Origin of the sequence: Mesorhizobium sp. ESP-6-2 (genome assembly GCF_020164675.1) — a bacterium.
Classification (GTDB): domain Bacteria; phylum Pseudomonadota; class Alphaproteobacteria; order Rhizobiales; family Rhizobiaceae; genus Mesorhizobium.
Genome location: NZ_JAIUGT010000004.1, coordinates 121,526 through 139,584 on the forward strand (window position 1 = coordinate 121,526; position 18,059 = coordinate 139,584).

At 58.6% G+C, this 18,059-nt stretch carries 12 protein-coding genes; 7 read left to right on the plus strand and 5 right to left on the minus strand.

Translation table 11 applies throughout. From position 1 onward, the window contains the following. The first annotated feature begins 3 nt into the window (after positions 1-3). Together LB532_RS13085 and LB532_RS13090 are read left to right on the plus strand one after the other, a co-directional pair. Entirely contained in the window at positions 4-1,182 is a 1,179-nt protein-coding gene (locus LB532_RS13085) for an O-antigen ligase family protein (protein ID WP_224556927.1), read from the plus strand. Between the two features lie 17 nt (positions 1,183-1,199). Next, on the plus strand, positions 1,200-2,147 hold the full coding sequence (locus LB532_RS13090) for an NAD-dependent epimerase/dehydratase family protein (protein WP_140638716.1): 948 nt from the start codon (positions 1,200-1,202) through the stop codon (positions 2,145-2,147). Here LB532_RS13090 and LB532_RS13095 read toward each other — a convergent pair. From LB532_RS13095 to gmd, 3 genes are all read right to left on the minus strand, one after another. Continuing rightward, positions 2,135-2,674 (minus strand): sugar transferase, encoded by a 540-nt coding sequence (locus LB532_RS13095; RefSeq protein ID WP_140494844.1) that lies wholly within the window; start codon positions 2,672-2,674, stop codon positions 2,135-2,137. The two genes, LB532_RS13090 and LB532_RS13095, sit on opposite strands and share 13 nt — an antisense overlap. Positions 2,675-2,893: 219 nt before the next feature. Next, positions 2,894-4,882 carry a nucleoside-diphosphate sugar epimerase/dehydratase gene (locus LB532_RS13100; RefSeq protein WP_181169312.1) on the minus strand — a complete coding sequence of 663 codons (1,989 nt, stop codon included), beginning with the start codon at positions 4,880-4,882 and terminating at the stop codon, positions 2,894-2,896. Positions 4,883-5,401: 519 nt separating this feature from the next. Continuing rightward, positions 5,402-6,379 carry a GDP-mannose 4,6-dehydratase gene (gmd, locus tag LB532_RS13105; protein WP_140638714.1) on the minus strand — a complete coding sequence of 326 codons (978 nt, stop codon included), beginning with the start codon at positions 6,377-6,379 and terminating at the stop codon, positions 5,402-5,404. 250 nt (positions 6,380-6,629) lie between these two features. Between gmd and LB532_RS13110 the strand changes: the two genes are divergently transcribed. The 4 genes from LB532_RS13110 to LB532_RS13125 all read left to right on the plus strand — a co-directional run bounded on the left by LB532_RS13110 (position 6,630) and on the right by LB532_RS13125 (position 12,107). After that, positions 6,630-7,757 carry a glycosyltransferase family 4 protein gene (locus LB532_RS13110; protein ID WP_140638713.1) on the plus strand — a complete coding sequence of 376 codons (1,128 nt, stop codon included), beginning with the start codon at positions 6,630-6,632 and terminating at the stop codon, positions 7,755-7,757. Beyond that, positions 7,757-8,854: a glycosyltransferase gene (locus tag LB532_RS13115; protein WP_210239871.1), complete on the plus strand. Its 1,098-nt coding sequence runs from the start codon at positions 7,757-7,759 to the stop codon at positions 8,852-8,854. The genes LB532_RS13110 and LB532_RS13115 overlap by 1 nt, the downstream gene beginning before the upstream one ends. 278 nt (positions 8,855-9,132) lie before the next feature. Beyond that, the gene (locus tag LB532_RS13120) at positions 9,133-10,575 is read left to right on the plus strand and encodes a phosphomannomutase (protein WP_140638711.1); all 1,443 of its coding nucleotides are present in this window, start codon (positions 9,133-9,135) and stop codon (positions 10,573-10,575) included. 107 nt (positions 10,576-10,682) lie between these two features. Continuing rightward, positions 10,683-12,107, plus strand: coding sequence for a mannose-1-phosphate guanylyltransferase/mannose-6-phosphate isomerase (locus LB532_RS13125; protein ID WP_140638710.1), 1,425 nt, complete (start codon positions 10,683-10,685; stop codon positions 12,105-12,107). A 121-nt stretch (positions 12,108-12,228) separates the two neighbouring features. On the opposite strand, the gene LB532_RS13130 is transcribed toward LB532_RS13125, so the two are convergent. Then, entirely contained in the window at positions 12,229-13,269 is a 1,041-nt protein-coding gene (locus LB532_RS13130; protein ID WP_140638709.1) for an NAD-dependent epimerase/dehydratase family protein, read from the minus strand. 151 nt (positions 13,270-13,420) lie between these two features. Here LB532_RS13130 and LB532_RS13135 point away from each other — a divergent pair, with 151 nt between their 5' ends. After that, positions 13,421-14,986: a hypothetical protein gene (locus tag LB532_RS13135; RefSeq protein ID WP_140638708.1), complete on the plus strand. Its 1,566-nt coding sequence runs from the start codon at positions 13,421-13,423 to the stop codon at positions 14,984-14,986. Between the two features lie 18 nt (positions 14,987-15,004). Here LB532_RS13135 and LB532_RS13140 read toward each other — a convergent pair whose 3' ends face one another. Beyond that, entirely contained in the window at positions 15,005-18,046 is a 3,042-nt protein-coding gene (locus LB532_RS13140; protein ID WP_140638707.1) for a glycosyltransferase, read from the minus strand. Between the last annotated feature and the right edge of the window lie 13 nt (positions 18,047-18,059).

An 18,059-nucleotide genomic window follows, 5' to 3' on the forward strand; every position in this document is an offset into this window, starting at 1 on the left:
TCGGTGGTGAGCTTCGTGTTCAACGGCGGCGGCCTATGGTCCGTTCTTTTGATCGCCTCGAAAAAGAGGCGCTTCAACATCGACCGGGCGATGATGGCGCTCACGGTCGCGATCTATGCCTATTGCGCGGCAAATCTCCTGGCTTCGCTCGCCAACAACACAGTTGTCAGGGATGCGCCGCATCTGATCCCGCTCGTCACCTTCCTGTTTTTCCCCCTCTCCTATTCAACCTGGAGCATTACGCAGAAAACAACCCTTGTCCGGATCATAATCCTCAGCAGCATGGCCGCCTGTTTCGTGGCGCTGCTGTTGGCGATCATCCAGCAATATTGGATCGGGATGAGGGCGGAGGGCGGAGCGGGAAATGCGATCGTGTTCGCCACGGTCATCTGCCTTGCAGTGATGGCCTGCGTGGCCGGTGCCCTGTCGGGCATCGAAAAACACAAGAGTGCGCTGATCTGCGCAGCGCTCGGCGGAACGATCGCCATCATCTATTCCGGCACGCGCATCATCTGGCTGGCGCTGCTGATTTCCGGCATCGCCGTTCTGTTGATCAACCAGCATAGGCTGAAAGGGAAGAATGCAGTCCGTCTGCTGCTTCTGCTGGCAGTGATCGGCATCGCGGTCGCCGCTATCGGCTTCCATACGATATCCGACAGATTCGATTTTCTGCGCTCTGATTGGGACGCGCTTGGGGCGCACGGCAATTCCGACACCTCGCTTGGAATACGTGTTGCCCTCTGGGACATCGGCCTGAAGGCATTCCGCGACATGCCCTTGTTCGGACATGGAGTGGGTGCCAGTCGGCCTTTGATCAACCAAGGTTTTCAAGATCTGTTCGCGAAGTCGCAGGGCTACAACCATTTCCACAACGGTTTTCTGACCGCATTGGTGCAGGCGGGCATTCTGGGCGCCGTGACTTTGGCGGCGATCTTTGCCATCGCCGCCAGAAACGCCGCCCTGGTCCTGCGCAACAGCGCCGACCCGATCGAGCGCTTTGGCGCCACCATGGTCGTCGTCCTGGTGATCACCTATCTGACGGCCGGAATGACGGGCATCCTGATCGGCCAAGACATCCTGGACTCGGTGTTCATGGTCTTCCTGGTATCCGGGACCTATCTTGCGTCGGGCCGCCAGGCCCCGCTGCCGGAAGAGATGCCACATCCGCCAGTCACGCAATAACGGCTCCGGGCAAGGCAATGAAGGTCTTGGTCACAGGCGCATCGGGCTTCATCGGGCGTCTCGTCGTGCAAAGGCTTCGCGAGGCAGGCGTGGAGGTTCGCCTCGCCTCGCGCTATCCCGAAAGGCTCGGTTCGGGCAGCGACATCGTCGCCTTGCCGCGTTTCGATGCGCCGGCCAAGGCCTTCCTTGCCGTCACCCGCGATGTCACGGACGTCGTTCATTGCGCCGGCCTGAACAATGATCAAGGCGGTGCCACCGAAGCCGACTACCGAGCCGCCAACGCGGAACTGAGCGCGCGGCTGGCGCATGCGGCTGCCATGCAGGCAAGCGGACGTTTCATCCAACTGTCATCGGTCCGGGCCGTGATCGGCGCCCGTGTCAGCGCCACGATCGACGAGCATACGATCCCCGATCCGCAATGCGCCTACGGGCGCTCGAAACGCGAAGGCGAGATCAGGGTTCTGGACGCCTATGCATCGCGCGGCCGCGCCGACGCCGCCGTGCTGCGCCTGCCTGCCGCCTACGCAAGCGGCATGAAAGGCAATCTGGCAATGCTGATGCGCCTGGCCGATACGAGCCTGCCGCTGCCGACGGGTGTCCTGACAGGAACCCGCTCGCTGGTGTCGGCCGACGCAGCGGCGCAAGCCGTGCGGCATTTGTTGGCTCATCCGGGGCCGCTTAGCCCTGCCTATATAGCCAGCGACGTGCCTCCGGTGTCGATGGCAGCCGTCGTAAGCGCCTTCCGAAAGGGATTCGGGCGGCCGGTACGTTTGGCTGCCGTACCGGCCAGCCTGATGCGGATGGCCGCGGTGGCGCTAGGCAAGCGGGCGTTTTGGGAGAGCATGACGGCGACACAGATATGCGACCCTTCCCTGCTCATCTCGCAGGGCTGGCTGCCGGAAACAGCGACGCTTGATCGTCTAAGCGAAATCGCGGCGCGCAGCAGGCAAGCTCAACCTGGATAAATCGTCGCGAGCAGGATGCGAAGATCAAGACCGATCGACGCGACCTTGAGATAGTCGGCATCGGTTTCGGCCAATAGGGCCGGGTCCGACATGTCGATGCCCTTGACCTGAGCCAGACCGGTGATGCCGGGAAGCGCCGATGAAACGCCCAGCCGTCGGCGGCACTCGATCAGCTCGGTTTGCGTCGGCAGACAGGGACGCGGTCCGACCAAGCTCATCTCGCCCTTCAGAACATTCCAGAACTGCGGCAGCTCATCGAGCTTGAACTTCCGCAAGGTCTTTCCAGCCGGCGTCACGGCATTCGCCGGCGCCTCGTGCGAAGGCAGGGATGGCGTGCCGACATACATCGTGCGCAATTTGTGACAGCGAAAGAGCACGCCATCGCGGCCAACCCGCGTTTGAGAAAAGATGGCCGGACCGGGCGACGATATACGAACAGCCAGGACAGCGAGCGCCAGGACGGGTGACGTGACCAGGAGCAGCAGCGCCGCGCCGGCAAGATCGAAGATTTGCTTGGCTGTCTTCATGAACCGCCGATAGTGCTCGTTGCCAAAACCAAAGACGAAAATACGAATCCGCTCGACGTAGCATGAGGCTATCGCTCGACCAAGCTCGACCCCTCGCCTGCTCAGATGCGCCCGCAGAGGAATGCCAACCGGCGCCCCGGGGCCCCGGAGGTCCGCCGATAAATGCCGCTCTTGCGCAGACTGCTCAAGCGCCAAAGAAGGCCGGGGTCTTTTGAAGCATCAGTTTGCCTGCCCGGCGGCTTTCGGGATCACGGCCTCAGGCACGTCCCCTCTTGCCTTCTTGGTATGGTCAAGACCCGCAAGCACAGCTAGCGAGGATGCCTTGTCCTGGCTCTTCACGGATTGCTGCAGGGCCGCAAGCGCCGCCTGGACATCGGACCATTCCGCGACATCGGTGCTCAGGCCAAAAATCTTGGAAATGCCGAGTTCGACCAGTTCCTCATCCTCACCATGCAACGTTTCATGGAGTTTTTCACCCGGCCGGATCCCAGTGAAGCGAATGGGGATGTCCGTGTATGGGCTTTTTCCGGACATGCGGATCATCGTCTCGGCAACTTCGAGGATCGGCACCGGTTTGCCCATGTCGAGCATGTAGACGGCGTAGTCGTCGCCGGCTTGCCGCGAAGCGGCATCGGCCGCCGACATGATGACGAGGTCGACGGCTTCGGCCACGGTCATGAAATAGCGCGTCATGCGCCGGTCGGTTATGGTGACCGGGCCTCCGGCCTCGATCTGCGCCTGGAATATGGTTGCGACCGAGCCATTGCTGCCAAAGACGTTGCCGAACCGAACGGCTATGAACTTGGTGGCGGGGCGCCGTGCACCGGGCTCGCCGGCGGGCGTTTCATGCAAGGCGCTGACGATCTGTTCGGCCGCCCGCTTCGTCAGGCCCAGCACGGATGTCGGGTCCACGGCCTTGTCGCTCGAAACAAGCACGAATTGCTTGACGCCGCATTTGGCGGCAACCTCGGCACAGACAAGCGTTCCGAAGACATTGGTCTGGATGGCCGAATCCCAGTTTTCCTCGAGCAAAGGCACATGCTTCAGTGCTGCGGCGTGGAAAACGATGTCCGGCTTGAACTCGGTGACGACACGCGTCATCTGGCGTCGGTCGGCGACATCGACAATGCGGACCTTGAGGCGGTCGTGGTCCTTCTCTTCGACATATTGGCTCAACTGGAAAATGCCGAACTCGGAATTGTCGGCAACCAGCACCGCCTCCGCGCCCAGTTCCAGCGACCTCTTGACCAGGGTGCGGCCGATGGAACCGGCGCCGCCGGTGACCAGGACGCGCTTGCCGCCGACGAAGGCCCCGATGCGTTCGATGTCGGACGGAACCGTGGGGCGGCGCAGGATCGTTTCCATCTCGACCTCGTCGAGAACAAGCTTTCCTTCCTGGCCAAGCTGCGAAAGCCCCGAGAACTGCACCACCGCTATGTCGCCTTGCCGGGCAACACGGACGAGCTCCGAATACTCCTCGATCTCATGTTCGGCGCCGCTGCCGAAAATCAGCAGGTCCAGGCTTGTCGTACCCTTGGCGTATTCTTCCAGAACCTCGATCAGGCGCGGCCGGGTGGCCACGACGGGAACGCCCTGGATCCGGGTGCCCTGCGGAACACCGTGCTCAATCGCCATGACACCGGCGATGGAATAATCCGCAGGTTGCGCCGTGCGCGTGAAGCGAATGATCAAGTCGGCCTCGCCGAGCCGGCCAACGAACAAAGCTTGCTTGACTTGCGTCTTGTCGGTCTTGCGGCTCAGGATACCCCAACTCGCACCGTCGCGCAGGAAACGGTAGAACAGCCGCGGCGCCGAGATGATGGTGAAAGAGACGAGGAAGAAGACGATAAACTGGCGCTCGTTGAGGCCTGCGACGGGCTGGAAAGCACGAACCACCAGCGAAGCGCCATAAAGAACTAGCGTCAAAATCGAGCAGCTCTTGAGGATGTTGAAAAAATCCGGCGTCGAGGCGAAGCGCCAGACCGTGGTGTAGAGCCCGGAATATCTGAACAGAAGGTGGCTTATGAGGACGATACTCGCCCAGGTAGCAAGACCCTCGCGGGAGAATGCATCAAACGAGAGATCCGAGCGCGACAAAACCAGGCTGAGCGCCACCGCGACCAAGACCATAACTACGTCCTGGGCCATGATGAACGCGCGCCGCATTCCCGGCCTGAGTCCGAAGACAGCTTCGAGGTAAGAATTCATAGAACGGCACTAGACTCCAGGCTCTCGGCTATGGGCACCGGCAAAGTGCGGACACCAAGATCATTCGCCGCCCCTTCAACGCACCATCTCCGGCCCCGCCGTCCTGTGTATCGCATACTGCGGGGCTGAGATCATAGCCAGATGTTTTTTTCAAACGACGCTTGGTTAAGCTGACGCTTATGTTTATTTCAATTCGGAGAACAACGCTAGGTCGTAAGGACAGGCCGATAGCTCCCTTCCAAGGGGCACGGCCTCGGATACAGCGCGGCATTCAACCTTCTTGCGAATGCGTTGCCATGACCATCACAATGGTTGTGAATGGGTCTTTTTGCGATTCATCGGAGTCATCCGGGAATCCTGTGAGCCAAGCCCCGGTCCCAACCGGGCAATCGAAATGCCTGAAAGCAGCGCGAGTTGCAGTTGGCTTAGATGACGGAACATCAAGGCAAGGCGCCGGATGCACTTCGAATTCGTTTCAAGCTGATCCCAACGAGCACATACCGGCCGAATGGGAAGACCTTACGCGTTTCGTTTCAAACGGGCGATATCGGCGTCCACCATTTCGGCTATCATCTCTTCGAGCGTGATGTTGGTGCTCCAGCCAAGCTTGGCCTTGGCTTTGGCGGGATTGCCGAGCAAAACTTCGACCTCGGCCGGACGGAACAGCACCGGGTCGATCTTGACATAGGCATCAGGATCGAGGCCGACATGGTTGAAGGCGATACGGATCATGTCGCGCACAGTCGTGGTGCGTCCGGTGGCCACGACGAAGTCATCAGGCTCGTCCTGCTGCAGCATCAGCCACATCGCTTTCACGTAATCTCGAGCATGCCCCCAATCCCGCTTGGCGTCGATGTTGCCCATCTTGAGCTCGTCTTGCTGGCCAAGACTGATGCGGGCGACGGCATGCGTAACCTTGCGGGTAACGAACTCTTTGCCGCGGAGCGGCGATTCGTGATTGAACAAAATACCTGACGAAGCGTGCAGATTGAAGCTTTCACGATAATTGATCGTTATCCAGTGTCCATAGAGCTTGGCGACCGCATAGGGCGAGCGTGGGTAGAACGGTGTCGTTTCGCTCTGCATCTCTTCCTGGATAAGGCCGAACATCTCCGAAGACGAAGCCTGATAGAAACGCGCTTCCGGACATTCGAGCCTAACACATTCGAGCACATTGGTGACGCCAAGAGCGGTTGTCTGGGCAGTGAGAAGCGGTTGTTGCCACGACGAATGGACGAACGACTGCGCGGCAAGATTATAGACCTCATCGGGCCTTACCAGCTTGAAAGTGCGCATGAGGCCGGCAAGATCGCTAAGGTCGCCGTCGACGAAATGGACGTCGTTCTCGATGCCAAGCCAGCGCAACCGATGATCGGTAACTTCCGCATGGCTGGACCGGCGAACAAGTCCATGGACTTCATAGCCCTTGCCCAGTAGTAACTGCGCGAGATAAGCTCCGTCCTGGCCGGTAATGCCCGTAATCAATGCCTTTTTCAACGACTACTCCCAGAATATCGACTGCCATTCATGCCCCTCCCATAGGGCATCAATACAGGGTTGTCCACTTCCGAACACCCAGCAATTCATGGTGTTTGGCAGTGTGCACAAGACACGACGTTAGGGGTTTCCACCGTCTCGCCGAAGCCCGACCGGGATTTGCCGAAAGCATTTTCGAATCGCGCCGAACGCTATGCGGACGTCATGCGAGTCATCGTTCGAACGCAACGCCGTCAACGTGCGTGTTACAATGAAAATCGGCATCGACGCCCGCAACCTGACCGCATCGTTCAGCGGCATCGGGCGCTATCTTACAGAGATGGCCCGGCATTTGTCGTTGGCCGGCCACCAGCTCATTCTCTATATGCCCTCGCCACCAGCTCAGCCGCTGCCCTCCGATTTCATCGTTACGTCGCGAGTCGACGCGCCAGTACGTACCAGCGCGATCCGACGGCATATTTGGGGACAGATCACCCTTCCCCGGCAGATAGCCGAGGACAAGCTGGACGTGTTCTGGGGGCCGGCTCATCGCCTGCCGTTGTCAATGCTGAAAACGGTTGCCAGGGTAGTCACCATCCACGATCTGGTCTGGTACTATCATGGACAGACCATGCGCCGCTCGGGATGGGTGGCAGATCGCCTGTTGATGCCGCGCGCCATAGCGACAGCGGACATCGTTGTCGCCGATTCGAATGCGACGGTCGACGCGCTTCACGACGTGCTGGCGGTGCCCCACGCCAAAATGCGGATCGTCTATCCCGGCACCACCGCCGACGTGGCAGCAAATACAGTAACGCCCTCGTTGCCCCAGGGTCTGGACAGACCTTTTGTGCTTTTTGTCGGCACACTCGAGCCTCGCAAAAATCTTGAACGCCTGCTGATGGCCTACGCTGCGCTTGCTCCGGAGCTTCGTCGTGCATGCCCGCTGGCAATCGCCGGCGCGCCCGGCTGGCGGCAGCGCAATGTCGCCGACTTGGTTGCTGAACTCGACCTTATAGGATCCGTGAAAGTGCTAGGCTTCGTTTCCGAGGCGATGCTGGACAGCCTGTACCGGCATTGCCGGTTTGTTGCCTTCCCCTCGCTCTATGAAGGATTCGGCTTTCCGATTATTGAGGCAAACCGGGTCGGCAAACCGGTTTTGACTTCGGCCAATTCGTCGATGATCGAGGTCGTTGGGGACGCCGGAGTGTTGGTCGATCCTTTCGACATCAACTCGATCGCCGATGGCCTTTTTCGTCTTCTGACCGACGAGCCGCTCTACGAGACGCTGTCGGCGCGAACTCAGCCCAATGCGGCGCGGTTTGACTGGGCCGACAGTGCCCAAAAGCTGATCGACTGTTTCCAGCAGGCGATGGCACAACGCGCGGACCGTACATGATACGGGTCCTGCATTTCTTCAAAACCTATGTTCCTGACAGCTTCGGAGGCGTCGAGCGCGTTATCTGGACCATAGCAGAAGGTGCTGCCCGCCATGATGTTCAAAGCGACGTTCTCTCGCTCAGCAGATCGTCCGAAACCGCAGCAATGGTGGTCGGTTCACATTTCGCGCACAAGGCCAAGCTCGATTTCTATGTCGCCTCCACCGGCTTTTCGATCAGCGCGTTCGGCCGTTTCAAGAAACTTGCCGAAAACGCCGACATCATACATTACCACTTCCCGTGGCCGTTCATGGACCTCGTGCATCTGGTCAGCCGGGTCAGTAAACCCAGCGTCGTCACCTACCATTCCGATATCGTCAAGCAGCGCCTTCTGATGCCAATCTACACGCCGCTCATGCTCGCCTTCCTCAACCGCGTGGATGCGATCGTAGCGACCTCGCCCGACTACTTGGCGAGCAGCCCTGTCCTGCAGCGTTACGCGACCAAAACCACGGTCATTCCAATCGGGCTGGACGATCCCGCGATACTGGCTCCCGACCCCGCACTGGTCGAGCAATGGCGCGCGCGGGTGGGATCAGGCTTTTTTCTCTTTTGCGGTTCCTTGCGCTATTATAAGGGCCTGCAGTTCCTGATCGAAGCCGCGCGGCAAAACCGGTTGCCGGTCGTCATCGCCGGCAATGGCGATATGGCGTGGGCCTTGCGCGATGCCAATCTTTCCAACGTCGTCCACGTGCCCGAATTTTCCGATGCAGACAAAGCCGCCTTGCTGCACCTGTCGTTGGCCTTCGTGTTTCCGTCCCATGTCCGCAGCGAGGCGTTTGGCCTGGCGCTGGTCGAAGCGGCGATGGCCGGGCGGCCGATGATCAGCTGTAAACTCGGCACCGGAACAAGTTTCGTCAACCGTGACGGCGAAACCGGGATCGTCATTCCACCAGCCGACGTGTCAGCGCTTGATCGGGCCATGCGCGCGCTTTGGACCGACCGGGATGCTGCCCGCCGCATGGGCGACGCGGCGCGGGTACACTATCAGGCGCACCTGCGGGCAGGCGCCATGATCGACAGCTACGTTACGCTCTATCGAAATCTGCTCGGATAATCGTAAATTGACGATCCCGGGCATCAAGGCCGGATAGCGATTGCAGACGGCTTTGCCGCACGCTATAGCACCCACCGGCGGGCGGTCTCAGCTAGCAGACGGCTGAAACAGAAGAGTGGCTGTTGCTACCGCGTGCGCCCGAGCTGACAAGGATGCCTTCGACGGATGCCGGCTCCATTTTCAGCCGACGCGGTTGACGGATGTCGTCGTGCCATAGTAGCTCAGTTCGCTGCTATAGATGCACCATTTCCCGTTCCTTCCAGCTGCCATGGACCCACATGAGCGACCTCAAATTTGGTACAAGTGGCCTGCGGGGATTGGTCACCGATCTGACCGATGCGGCCTGCGAACGATACACAAGCGCGTTCATTACCCACCTGCGCAGCATGGGAGCGACTGGGCAAGATGGTCCGATTCTGGTTGGACAGGATTTGCGGGCCAGCAGCGCCCGGATCGCCGCTGCTTGCCTCGGAGCCATTGCCGAACAGGGCTTTACGCCGCTGGATTGCGGGCATTTGCCGACATCCGCGCTGGCGCTTGAGGCTGCCCGAATAAGGCGGCCGGCGATCATGGTGACCGGCAGCCACATACCCGATGATCGCAACGGCCTGAAATTCTATCGGGCAGAGGGCGAAATAGATAAAGCGGATGAAGCCGGCATAGTTGACCAGCTTGACGATGGATCGGCGGACCGGGGCGCCGACAGTCTATCGCCCCCGCGCAGCGGGGAATCCTCGTTCAGCCCGGAAGCTTTGAACCGCTATAGGCAACGCTATGCCAACCTTGCAAGCCATATCGATTTGTCCGGTCTGCGGGTAGCGGTCTATCAGCACTCGTCGGTCGCGCGCGATCTTCTTGTCGAGGTGCTTTCCAGTCTCGGCGCCTCCTGCATTCCATTTGGCAGGGCGGAAGCCTTCATTCCAGTCGACACGGAGGCTGTTCGACCGGAAGATGCGGCGTTGGTGCGTGAGACCTGCGCTTCGATGCACGTCGATGCCGTCGTGAGCACCGATGGGGATGCCGATCGCCCCATGGTTGCCGACGCAAGTGGTGCATTTGTACGCGGCGACGTCATCGGCATTCTGACTGCTCGCTGGCTGGGCGCCGATGCAGTCGTCACGCCCGTCACGTCCACCTCCGCAATCGAAGCGTCCGGCCTCTTTGCATCGGTAAAACGCACGCGGGTTGGCTCGCCTTATGTGATCGAAGGCATGATGCGCGCTTCAAAAGAAGGTTCGCGCCTTGTCGTTGGCTTTGAGGCCAATGGCGGCGTATTGCTTGGCTCCGATATCGACTGTGACGGGGTCGTGCTGAGCGCGCTGCCCACCCGTGACGCTTTTTTGCCGATCATTGCCGTCTTGGCGCTGGCGCAGCAGAACAAGCAAAGCGTGGCTGCACTGGCAGCCGATCTGCCGCCCCGGTTCACAGTCAGCGACAGGCTCAAGAACATCCCATCGCAGAAGAGCGCTCCCCTCCTCGCCCGGCTGGCTGAAAGCCGGTCATACGCCGCCGACTTTCTTGCCGATTTCGGCGACTTGGCTGGCACGGACACGATGGACGGCGTTCGGATGACACTTGAGAATGGCGATACAGTCCACTTTCGCGCATCCGGAAACGCTCCGGAATTGCGTTGCTATGTAGAGACCGGCGATGCCGAACGCTCCAAGATGATCCTGCAATCCGGCCTGGAGAGAGCGGCGGCGGCAGTCGCACAATCGTAATCCAACGGGATTGCGAAAATAACAGGTCAGTGGGGAGAAGCGAAATTGCGCTTGCCTTGCGCATTTTGCTGTCTAAAACGCCCCATTGTCTTCGATGAGGAATATGCATGTCCGGGTTGATCGTTCCAATTATTCTTGCTGGCGGCCAAGGCACACGCCTCTGGCCGATGTCGCGCTCGGCGCGGCCAAAGCAGTTTTTGCCACTGTTGGGGCCGCACAGCCTGTTTCAGGAATCGCTGAAGCGGGTCGCTGACGCGCGCTATGCCGATCCGATCGTCATCACCAACAATGAATATCGGTTTCTCGTCGCCGAGCAGGCAGCCGAAGTCGGGTGTGAACTCTCAGGCGTCTTGCTGGAACCTGTCGCCCGCAATACCAGCGCCGCGATCGCCGCGGCGTCGCATTTCGCGGTTCAAAAGTTCGGCGAGAACGCGGTGGTCCAGATCATTCCGTCCGACCACTCCATTGTTGTCGACGAAAGCTACTGGACCGCCGTAGATACGGCCGCGGCTGAAGCCCGCAGCGCCAGGCTGGTGACATTTGGAATTACCCCGACGCGGGCAGAGACAGGTTTCGGCTATATAGAGACCGGCAAGGAGCGATCCGCTGGCGTCCACGAAGTGGCGCGGTTTACGGAAAAGCCAGGCGTTGAAGAAGCTCAGAGAATGCTCGCCTCAGGCAAGTACCTCTGGAATTCCGGCATGTTCATGTTTGGGATAGAAACCTTCCTTTCCGAGCTGGAAAAATTCTCACCCGAAATTTCGGCAGCTACGCGGGAAGCGGTCGATAAATCAGTTGTCGACTTGGATTTCGTGCGCCTGGACAGAAAGTCGTTCGAGGCCTCTCCCGGCATTTCGATCGACTACGCTGTTTTTGAGAAATCTTCGGTTGTATCGATTGTTCCCGTTGATTTTTCCTGGTCCGACATGGGCAGTTGGGACGCCGTCTGGACAGCAAGTGAAAAGAGCAGTGACGACAATGTCATTGTTGGCCGCGTCGGCCTTTCGTCCACGCAGCGATCGTTGGTCATTTCGGAGAAGGCTTATGTCGCGGTGCACGGGCTTGACGATGTCGTCGTCATTGCCAGCGAAGACGCGATTTTCGTCGGGAAACTGTCGGATGCGCAAAGTGTTGGCCGTATTGTCAGCGGGCTAAGAGCGCTGCCAGAGACCTCGCACCTTACAGAAATCCACCGTACTGCGTACCGCCCTTGGGGCGGCTATTCTTCCGTTCTGAACGGTGATCGTTTCCAGGTGAAGCGGCTTTTCGTCAAGCCTGGTAAGAAGCTTTCCCTGCAGAAGCATTTTCACCGGGCCGAGCACTGGATCGTTGTTTCAGGTACAGCCGAAGTGACGATCGACGGTACGATTTCGATGCTGACCGAAAATCAGTCCATCTATCTTCCGCTTGGATGCACGCACAGGCTAGCGAACCCCGGCAAGATCTTGCTCGAGCTGATCGAGGTGCAGACCGGATCCTATCTGGGCGAAGACGACATCGTTCGCATCGAGGACGAGTTTGGTCGGGTTTGACGGTTTGCAGTAGAACCAGATCGGCGTCCGTTCATGGGAACCTGACGCCGATCTATCTCCTAACTTGAGCATCAGAATTATCCAAAAAAGGTTCGCACTTTTCAGTCCGATGCTCTGGATTTCAAGTCAGCATTTGCGCGAGGACATCGCGAACGGGCAAAGGCGGAAGACGGTTTGGCAGCAAGCGGTTGAGTTTTTCGACAGAGCCGACAAGATGCCATACCTCATTCTTGCGCGTGAATTCCGGCGCGGCTTCTATCTCGATTTTGTGGCCTGTCAGCCCGGTCAGATCTTCCAGGAGTTCGCGCAGCTTCGTTCCGCGTCCCGAACACAGATTGACGACTTCGCCGAAAGTGGCTGGCGCCCCGATCGCCTCGATCAGGATCGAGCATGCCGCATCGAGGTTGATATAGTCGCGGATGACATCGACATTGCCGAGACGCACGACAGGCGCACGCCGGATGAAGTGGTCGACCAGCTTGGGAACGATGAAGTCCGCCCGCTGCCCTTTGCCGATGACGTTGAATGGCCGCACGATGGTGATGTCGTGCCTTTCGGCGGCCAGAAAGGTCAGCCGTTCGGCAACGAATTTGCTCAGTCCGTAGTGATGGACCGGCAAAGGCGGCATATCCTCGCTGAGCACATTGGAAGGCTGGTTGCCGTAAACGCCGGCGGTGCTGACGAAGATAAGGCGTGTGCGCCGCCCGAGACGGTCGACGGCCTTGATCAGGCGCTCGGTGCCCAACGCGTTGATCTCGTAGTAGGCGCTTGCTTCGTTGCCCGTGACTGTGGCCAGCGCCGCCAGGTGAATGACAACGTCCGGATCGGCATGGGCAACCGCGGCCCACACGGCTTGCGAGTCCTCAAGCGAGAAATTCGCACCTTGTGGAAAGGGCACCGCGCCGGAACTCGCGCCATACACCGTATGCCCCTGCTCTCGAAGCAACATGCACAGGCGGGTGCCGATGAAACCCGAAGCCCCGGTAACGAGTATTTTGCTCACGAAGTGACTGCCTTCATTGTTATCACACAATCCATTTGACCGCACGCCGGCACAAACTGGCCCGAACGCTGAGCTCCTGTCTGGCACGAACCGACGCGCAAATTCAATGCGTGTCGGAGACATATCGAGACCTTTGGCAGCGCATTCGCGCGGTGGCACGAATCAAATTCGAACGGGCAGTGATTCAGGACGGGAACCGCGCCACCTCGCGCGGCGAGATGGCATACTTGCAACGCTAGACACCATGGATTGCGCAATAAGGGTGATAGGCTTATGAACGGGCTCAAGGCGGGGTGTCTGGTAGCCGATAATGAATAAAACGACCGACAAAGCCCTATCGCCGATCTTCATCCATTCTTCCTGGCGTTCGAGCAGCACCTACGTCTATTCGCTGTTCCGGAAGCAGACCGAGCTCTACTATGCATTCCAGGAGTCGCTCAACGAAGTGGCTTTGCTCGGGCAGCGCGAACCGCAAACCCTGCTTCAGTCCAACCAGATGCTCGCTTTGCAATTGCGTCACCCAGATCTCGGAAAACCCTATTTCCAGGAACTGCACGATACCTATGAGGCCTGGGTGAACGTCTTGCAAAAGCCGATGCTCTACGACGATTTTTTTGGCACAGCCGATGACGTGGATACGGCGGCGTTTTTCGATGCACTCATCAAGGCTTCTCCGCGGCGGCCGGTATTTCAGGAATGTCGGACAGGGATGCGAATCGCAAAACTTCGCGAACGGCTCGGTGGGGTGCACCTGGTACTGATCCGCAATCCACGCGATACATGGTGGTCTTACAAGGTCAACGAATATTTCGAGCGCGCGCGAGCTCTGTGCGTCAATGCGGCGAACCCGCCAGCCAGTATTTTGGCGCTGCGCGAAGCTATCGGCTTTGTGCCGTTCTCCGCTTCCGACATTATGGAGGAATTTGGTCATTTTTCGCGCGTGCATCGTTCGCCTGCCGACAGCTATTTCGAACATTGCGTTCTGTGGGGGTTGGCGCTTCGGCACGCCCTCGACCATGCCGACCTGATACTCGACATCGATCGCATGACGAAGAATCCCGGATTGCGCCAAAATGCGAGGAGCCGGCTGGAGGCGCTTGGGGTCCCTGGTGTCGATCTTGAAGGTGTCCATGCGCCGCAACGCTGGTATCAGCCGAGCGAACTGGATTTCTATCGGGCACAGGAAGCGCGTGCGATTGAGCTTTTGGAACAATCCGGCGTATCCACCGAGGCGCTGATTGCGTTTTGTGGTGACGATTATTGGTCAGCCGCGCCACATGCCGATGCGTCGGCGGCGGCCGAATATCGCGCGATCGTGCGGCGGCTGGAGGAACATGCCCAGGAGTACGACCGGGTTGCGGAGACTGAAAAGACCAACTTGCTCAACACCGTGCATGAAGTGTCGGCACATTACGCTGCCCTGGAAAAAGTACACGCAGCCGCGACTGCCGAGAATGACGAGTTGGCAAGGAAGCTCGAGACTGCACAGGCCACCGTCGAAGCACTCAGCGCCGAGAAGGGCGAACTGCTCGACCGACTGAAGGAGGCATCCGGGCACTACGTGAACCTGGATCGGGCCTTTGCGGCAGCCAAAGACGAAACCGAGACCCTGAGGGAGCAATTGGCAACCGCACAAAGCGAGGCGAGCGAGTTGCACGCCAGAATCCACGCACTCGGCGCGGCCAACGAAACGCTGGGCGCCGAGGTCGAGGACTGGCATGACAAACATGCGCGGGCAAGGCAGCGATCAGCCGACTTGCAATCTGAACTGGCGATGGCGGAGGCTGCCTTGGCTATCGCGCGCCAGCGCATCCTGGCGATCGAATCCAGCCGCACGTGGCGCTGGACGCGATCCTTGCGGCGGGACGGAAGCTGAGCAGGCCGCCCTGTCAGCTCATCGCTGCGAGCGCCTGGCTGCGCCTGCACGGGAGTTCACAGGCTGAGATATTTCGGTGGATGTGCCGGCAAGCTTGGCGAAGTGGGCGTCGGCATTGCTTTGCAATGCCGCGTATACGTCCCTCGCGCAATCCGCCCAGCTGTAGGTTTTCCAGTTACGCTTGATGGCACGTTCACGCTTCTTCAATTGTGCCGGATGATCGAGATAGTAACGGATCTTGTCCGCCCACCCCATCACATCCCAGGGCAACACATAATCGACGAGATCCCCGCCCGCCTCACGCAGCGGCTCTACGTCGGAAACCAGGCAGAACTTTCCGTATTCGAGGCTTTCCGGCAGAGTCAGGCTCCACCCCTCGTAAAGGCTGGCCAGAAGCGTGAACTCGCAATGGCGATAGAGAGCATCGAGCTGCGCATCATTGGCACGTGTAATGATGATTTTATGCTTTACCCGGTCATCACGAGTCATCCGGTTCATGAAATCGCCGGTATGCCAGCCTTGCCCACCCACAAATATCATCTGCGGCACGTCCCCGCCGCGCTCCAGCAAGGTGAGGTAGGCTTTGTAGAGCGTATCGTGGTTCTTGCGGTTTTCGATCGTACCGACGGCCAGCAGAAACTTTCCGGTCACGCCCAGCGATTGCAAAAGCTCCCGGTCCCGCTCCTCCGTACTATCCATCTTAACAATATCGCCACCAAAGTGAATGGCGACGCTATCAGGCGATTCGAAGCCATTTTCTTTCTGGATGAGGGCCGCGTCGCGTTGCGCTGTTTTCCCACCGTAGATGATAAAGTCAAATGTGTTGGAAACCAGCTCCAGGAATTTCAGATAGATCGGCGGATTTTGGCTGACATGCAGATGCGGCGTGATCGTCGGTGTCATGTCGTAGAGAACATGGGCCAGAAACAATCGCTGGCGATCCGGCATATCGCGCAACACCTTGAGCGATATCAGCGTCCAATCAATGCCGGCAAAAAATACAATGGCGCCATCGGGGATGACACTCATATCCCCTCGGTGTGAAATCGAGGCGTTCGCCGATGTGTTGTCGTCAAGCGTTTCCGCCTGACGACGGCTCGCCGCCTTTTGATATAGCCAAGATTGCCATTTTGTGGGCAGCGCGCTGGCGATCAGTAGCGAACCCTCGCGGAAATCCCAAGGGTTGCGCATCTTTGGCCCTTCCTGTAACCGCGAGAGCCTGGTCTTAACCGTTGTATGGTCACCTAAATCCGAGACTATAAAGGGACTGCGATAGGTTCCCTCAAGCGCCAGCTCATCCATCATCTGGTTGAACCGAATAAAGTCCATTGTGAGATTTTCGCCGCAGAAAAGCCATTCGAGGTTTCCCTTCGGTATCTCGAACGCCCTACCCCGGTCACAAGCGAAAAAGCGTACGCCGGGATCTATCTTGCGCAACTCACGCGCGAACAGAAGTTCGGCGCGAATAATGCCTGATATTCCCCTCTGTGGAACCAGGTAACTTAGCGAAAGATCCATCCACAAAGGCCGAGTTTCGACCACGGGAGTAATAGCAGAGGCTGCTGAGTTATGGAGCAAAGTGATGGCCTTGTTGAGTGCGATAGCACAGTCGTTCCAGGTCGTGTTCTTCCACTTTGCCACGATATCGGCGTTGCGTTTCGCCAGGACCTCCGGGTTGGTTGCGTAGAACTCTATCCGGTCGCGCCAACTAACGACATCCCAAGGCGGGATATAGTCAACCAGATCGCTCCCGACCTCGCGAAGCGGTTCGACATCCGAACATAGGCAAAGCTTGCCATATCCAAGGCTTTCCGGAAGCGTCAGGCTCCAGCCTTCGTAGAGTGTTGGCAACATGGTGAACTCGCAATTTCGGTACAAGGTGTCGAGTTCGACGTCAGACGGCTGCATCACCAACAGCTTGCCTTGGATGCGCGGATCCCGCTTCAGTGTGTCCATCAGGTCCGACGAAGAATACGACTCTGGCCGCCCTGCAAACACGAGCTGTGGTGCGGCCGATCCCATTTTATCAAGGAGCATCACATAGGCGCGATACAACGTCTCGTGGTTTTTGCGACCCTCGATGCTGCCCACCGTCATGATGAACTTGGTCGAAAGCCCCAATCTTCTCAGTACTATAGCATCGTCCTCGCCGGCCTTTGAGCCATTGCCGAGATTGCTGCCAAACTGAATGGCGGCTGCGGCTGGCATGGGTAGGTTGCGCTCCGTCTGTATGCGTTGCGAATCATTGAGCGCCGTCTGGCCACCATAGATCAAGAAATCACAATTGCGAGAGGCCCACTCAAAATACTTCTGAAAAAGATCTATCCCATAATCTAAATAAAGATGCTTCGTAGTACGTCCAATCAGAATGGTGTCATAAATCAAATATCCCAAATATACCTTCGTTCCAAACTCCTTAACGCGCCCTATTATCCTTTCTTTGTCGTTCAGCATAAACCCCGCACTGAAGACGATATCCCCATCCTTGAACGGATGAGAAACCCCGACAGGAGCTGCAAGACCTGATCCCGCGCGCGGTGTTGAGCCGCGCGGTATGTTTGCGCGGATGGCACGACCGAAGGTCCCTGCTTTGGAGAAAGCGGCTCCTGCCGCCACGAGCGGCGCCGTCGCCACGCGCACAACACCTCGCCAGCCGGGCTCCATTGCGTTTATCAACAGGCCGCGGCCCGCCCGAAAACGATTGAAGCGACTGACGTCGAGTTGGCTGACCCGTTGAATTTCGGTACGAATGTGGGATGGCATCGCATCGACGCCATTCTCCCGTGAAGGCTTCCCGGAGGGCCCCGAATTCTTCAGGCGCGCCACAAACGCATCCGCCACATTTTCCGAAGACAAGAGCCAATCGAGGTCAGAAGCCGGCACTTCCACAAGCGTCTCGCCTCGCAGGCAAAAGAACCGGACATTTGCCCGATTGCGATAAAGACCGACCGCCAGCTCCATCTCCGCGCGGATAATGCCGACAACTCCGCCAGTGGCGTGCAGTGTGGCGGTCAAATCCATCCACAGGACGGGTTCCAACTCGTCGGCAGTTCCAGCCATCGCATCTTTCTCC

Coding starts and splice junctions, on each gene's coding strand:
- LB532_RS13120 (WP_140638711.1), top strand. CDS start 9,133: ATGAGCGACCTCAAATTTGGTACAAGTGGCCTGCGGGGATTGGTCACC.
- LB532_RS13140 (WP_140638707.1), bottom strand. CDS start 18,046: ATGGCTGGAACTGCCGACGAGTTGGAACCCGTCCTGTGGATGGATTTG.
- LB532_RS13135 (WP_140638708.1), top strand. CDS start 13,421: ATGAATAAAACGACCGACAAAGCCCTATCGCCGATCTTCATCCATTCT.
- LB532_RS13090 (WP_140638716.1), top strand. CDS start 1,200: ATGAAGGTCTTGGTCACAGGCGCATCGGGCTTCATCGGGCGTCTCGTC.
- LB532_RS13095 (WP_140494844.1), bottom strand. CDS start 2,674: ATGAAGACAGCCAAGCAAATCTTCGATCTTGCCGGCGCGGCGCTGCTG.
- LB532_RS13110 (WP_140638713.1), top strand. CDS start 6,630: ATGAAAATCGGCATCGACGCCCGCAACCTGACCGCATCGTTCAGCGGC.
- LB532_RS13125 (WP_140638710.1), top strand. CDS start 10,683: ATGTCCGGGTTGATCGTTCCAATTATTCTTGCTGGCGGCCAAGGCACA.
- LB532_RS13100 (WP_181169312.1), bottom strand. CDS start 4,882: ATGAATTCTTACCTCGAAGCTGTCTTCGGACTCAGGCCGGGAATGCGG.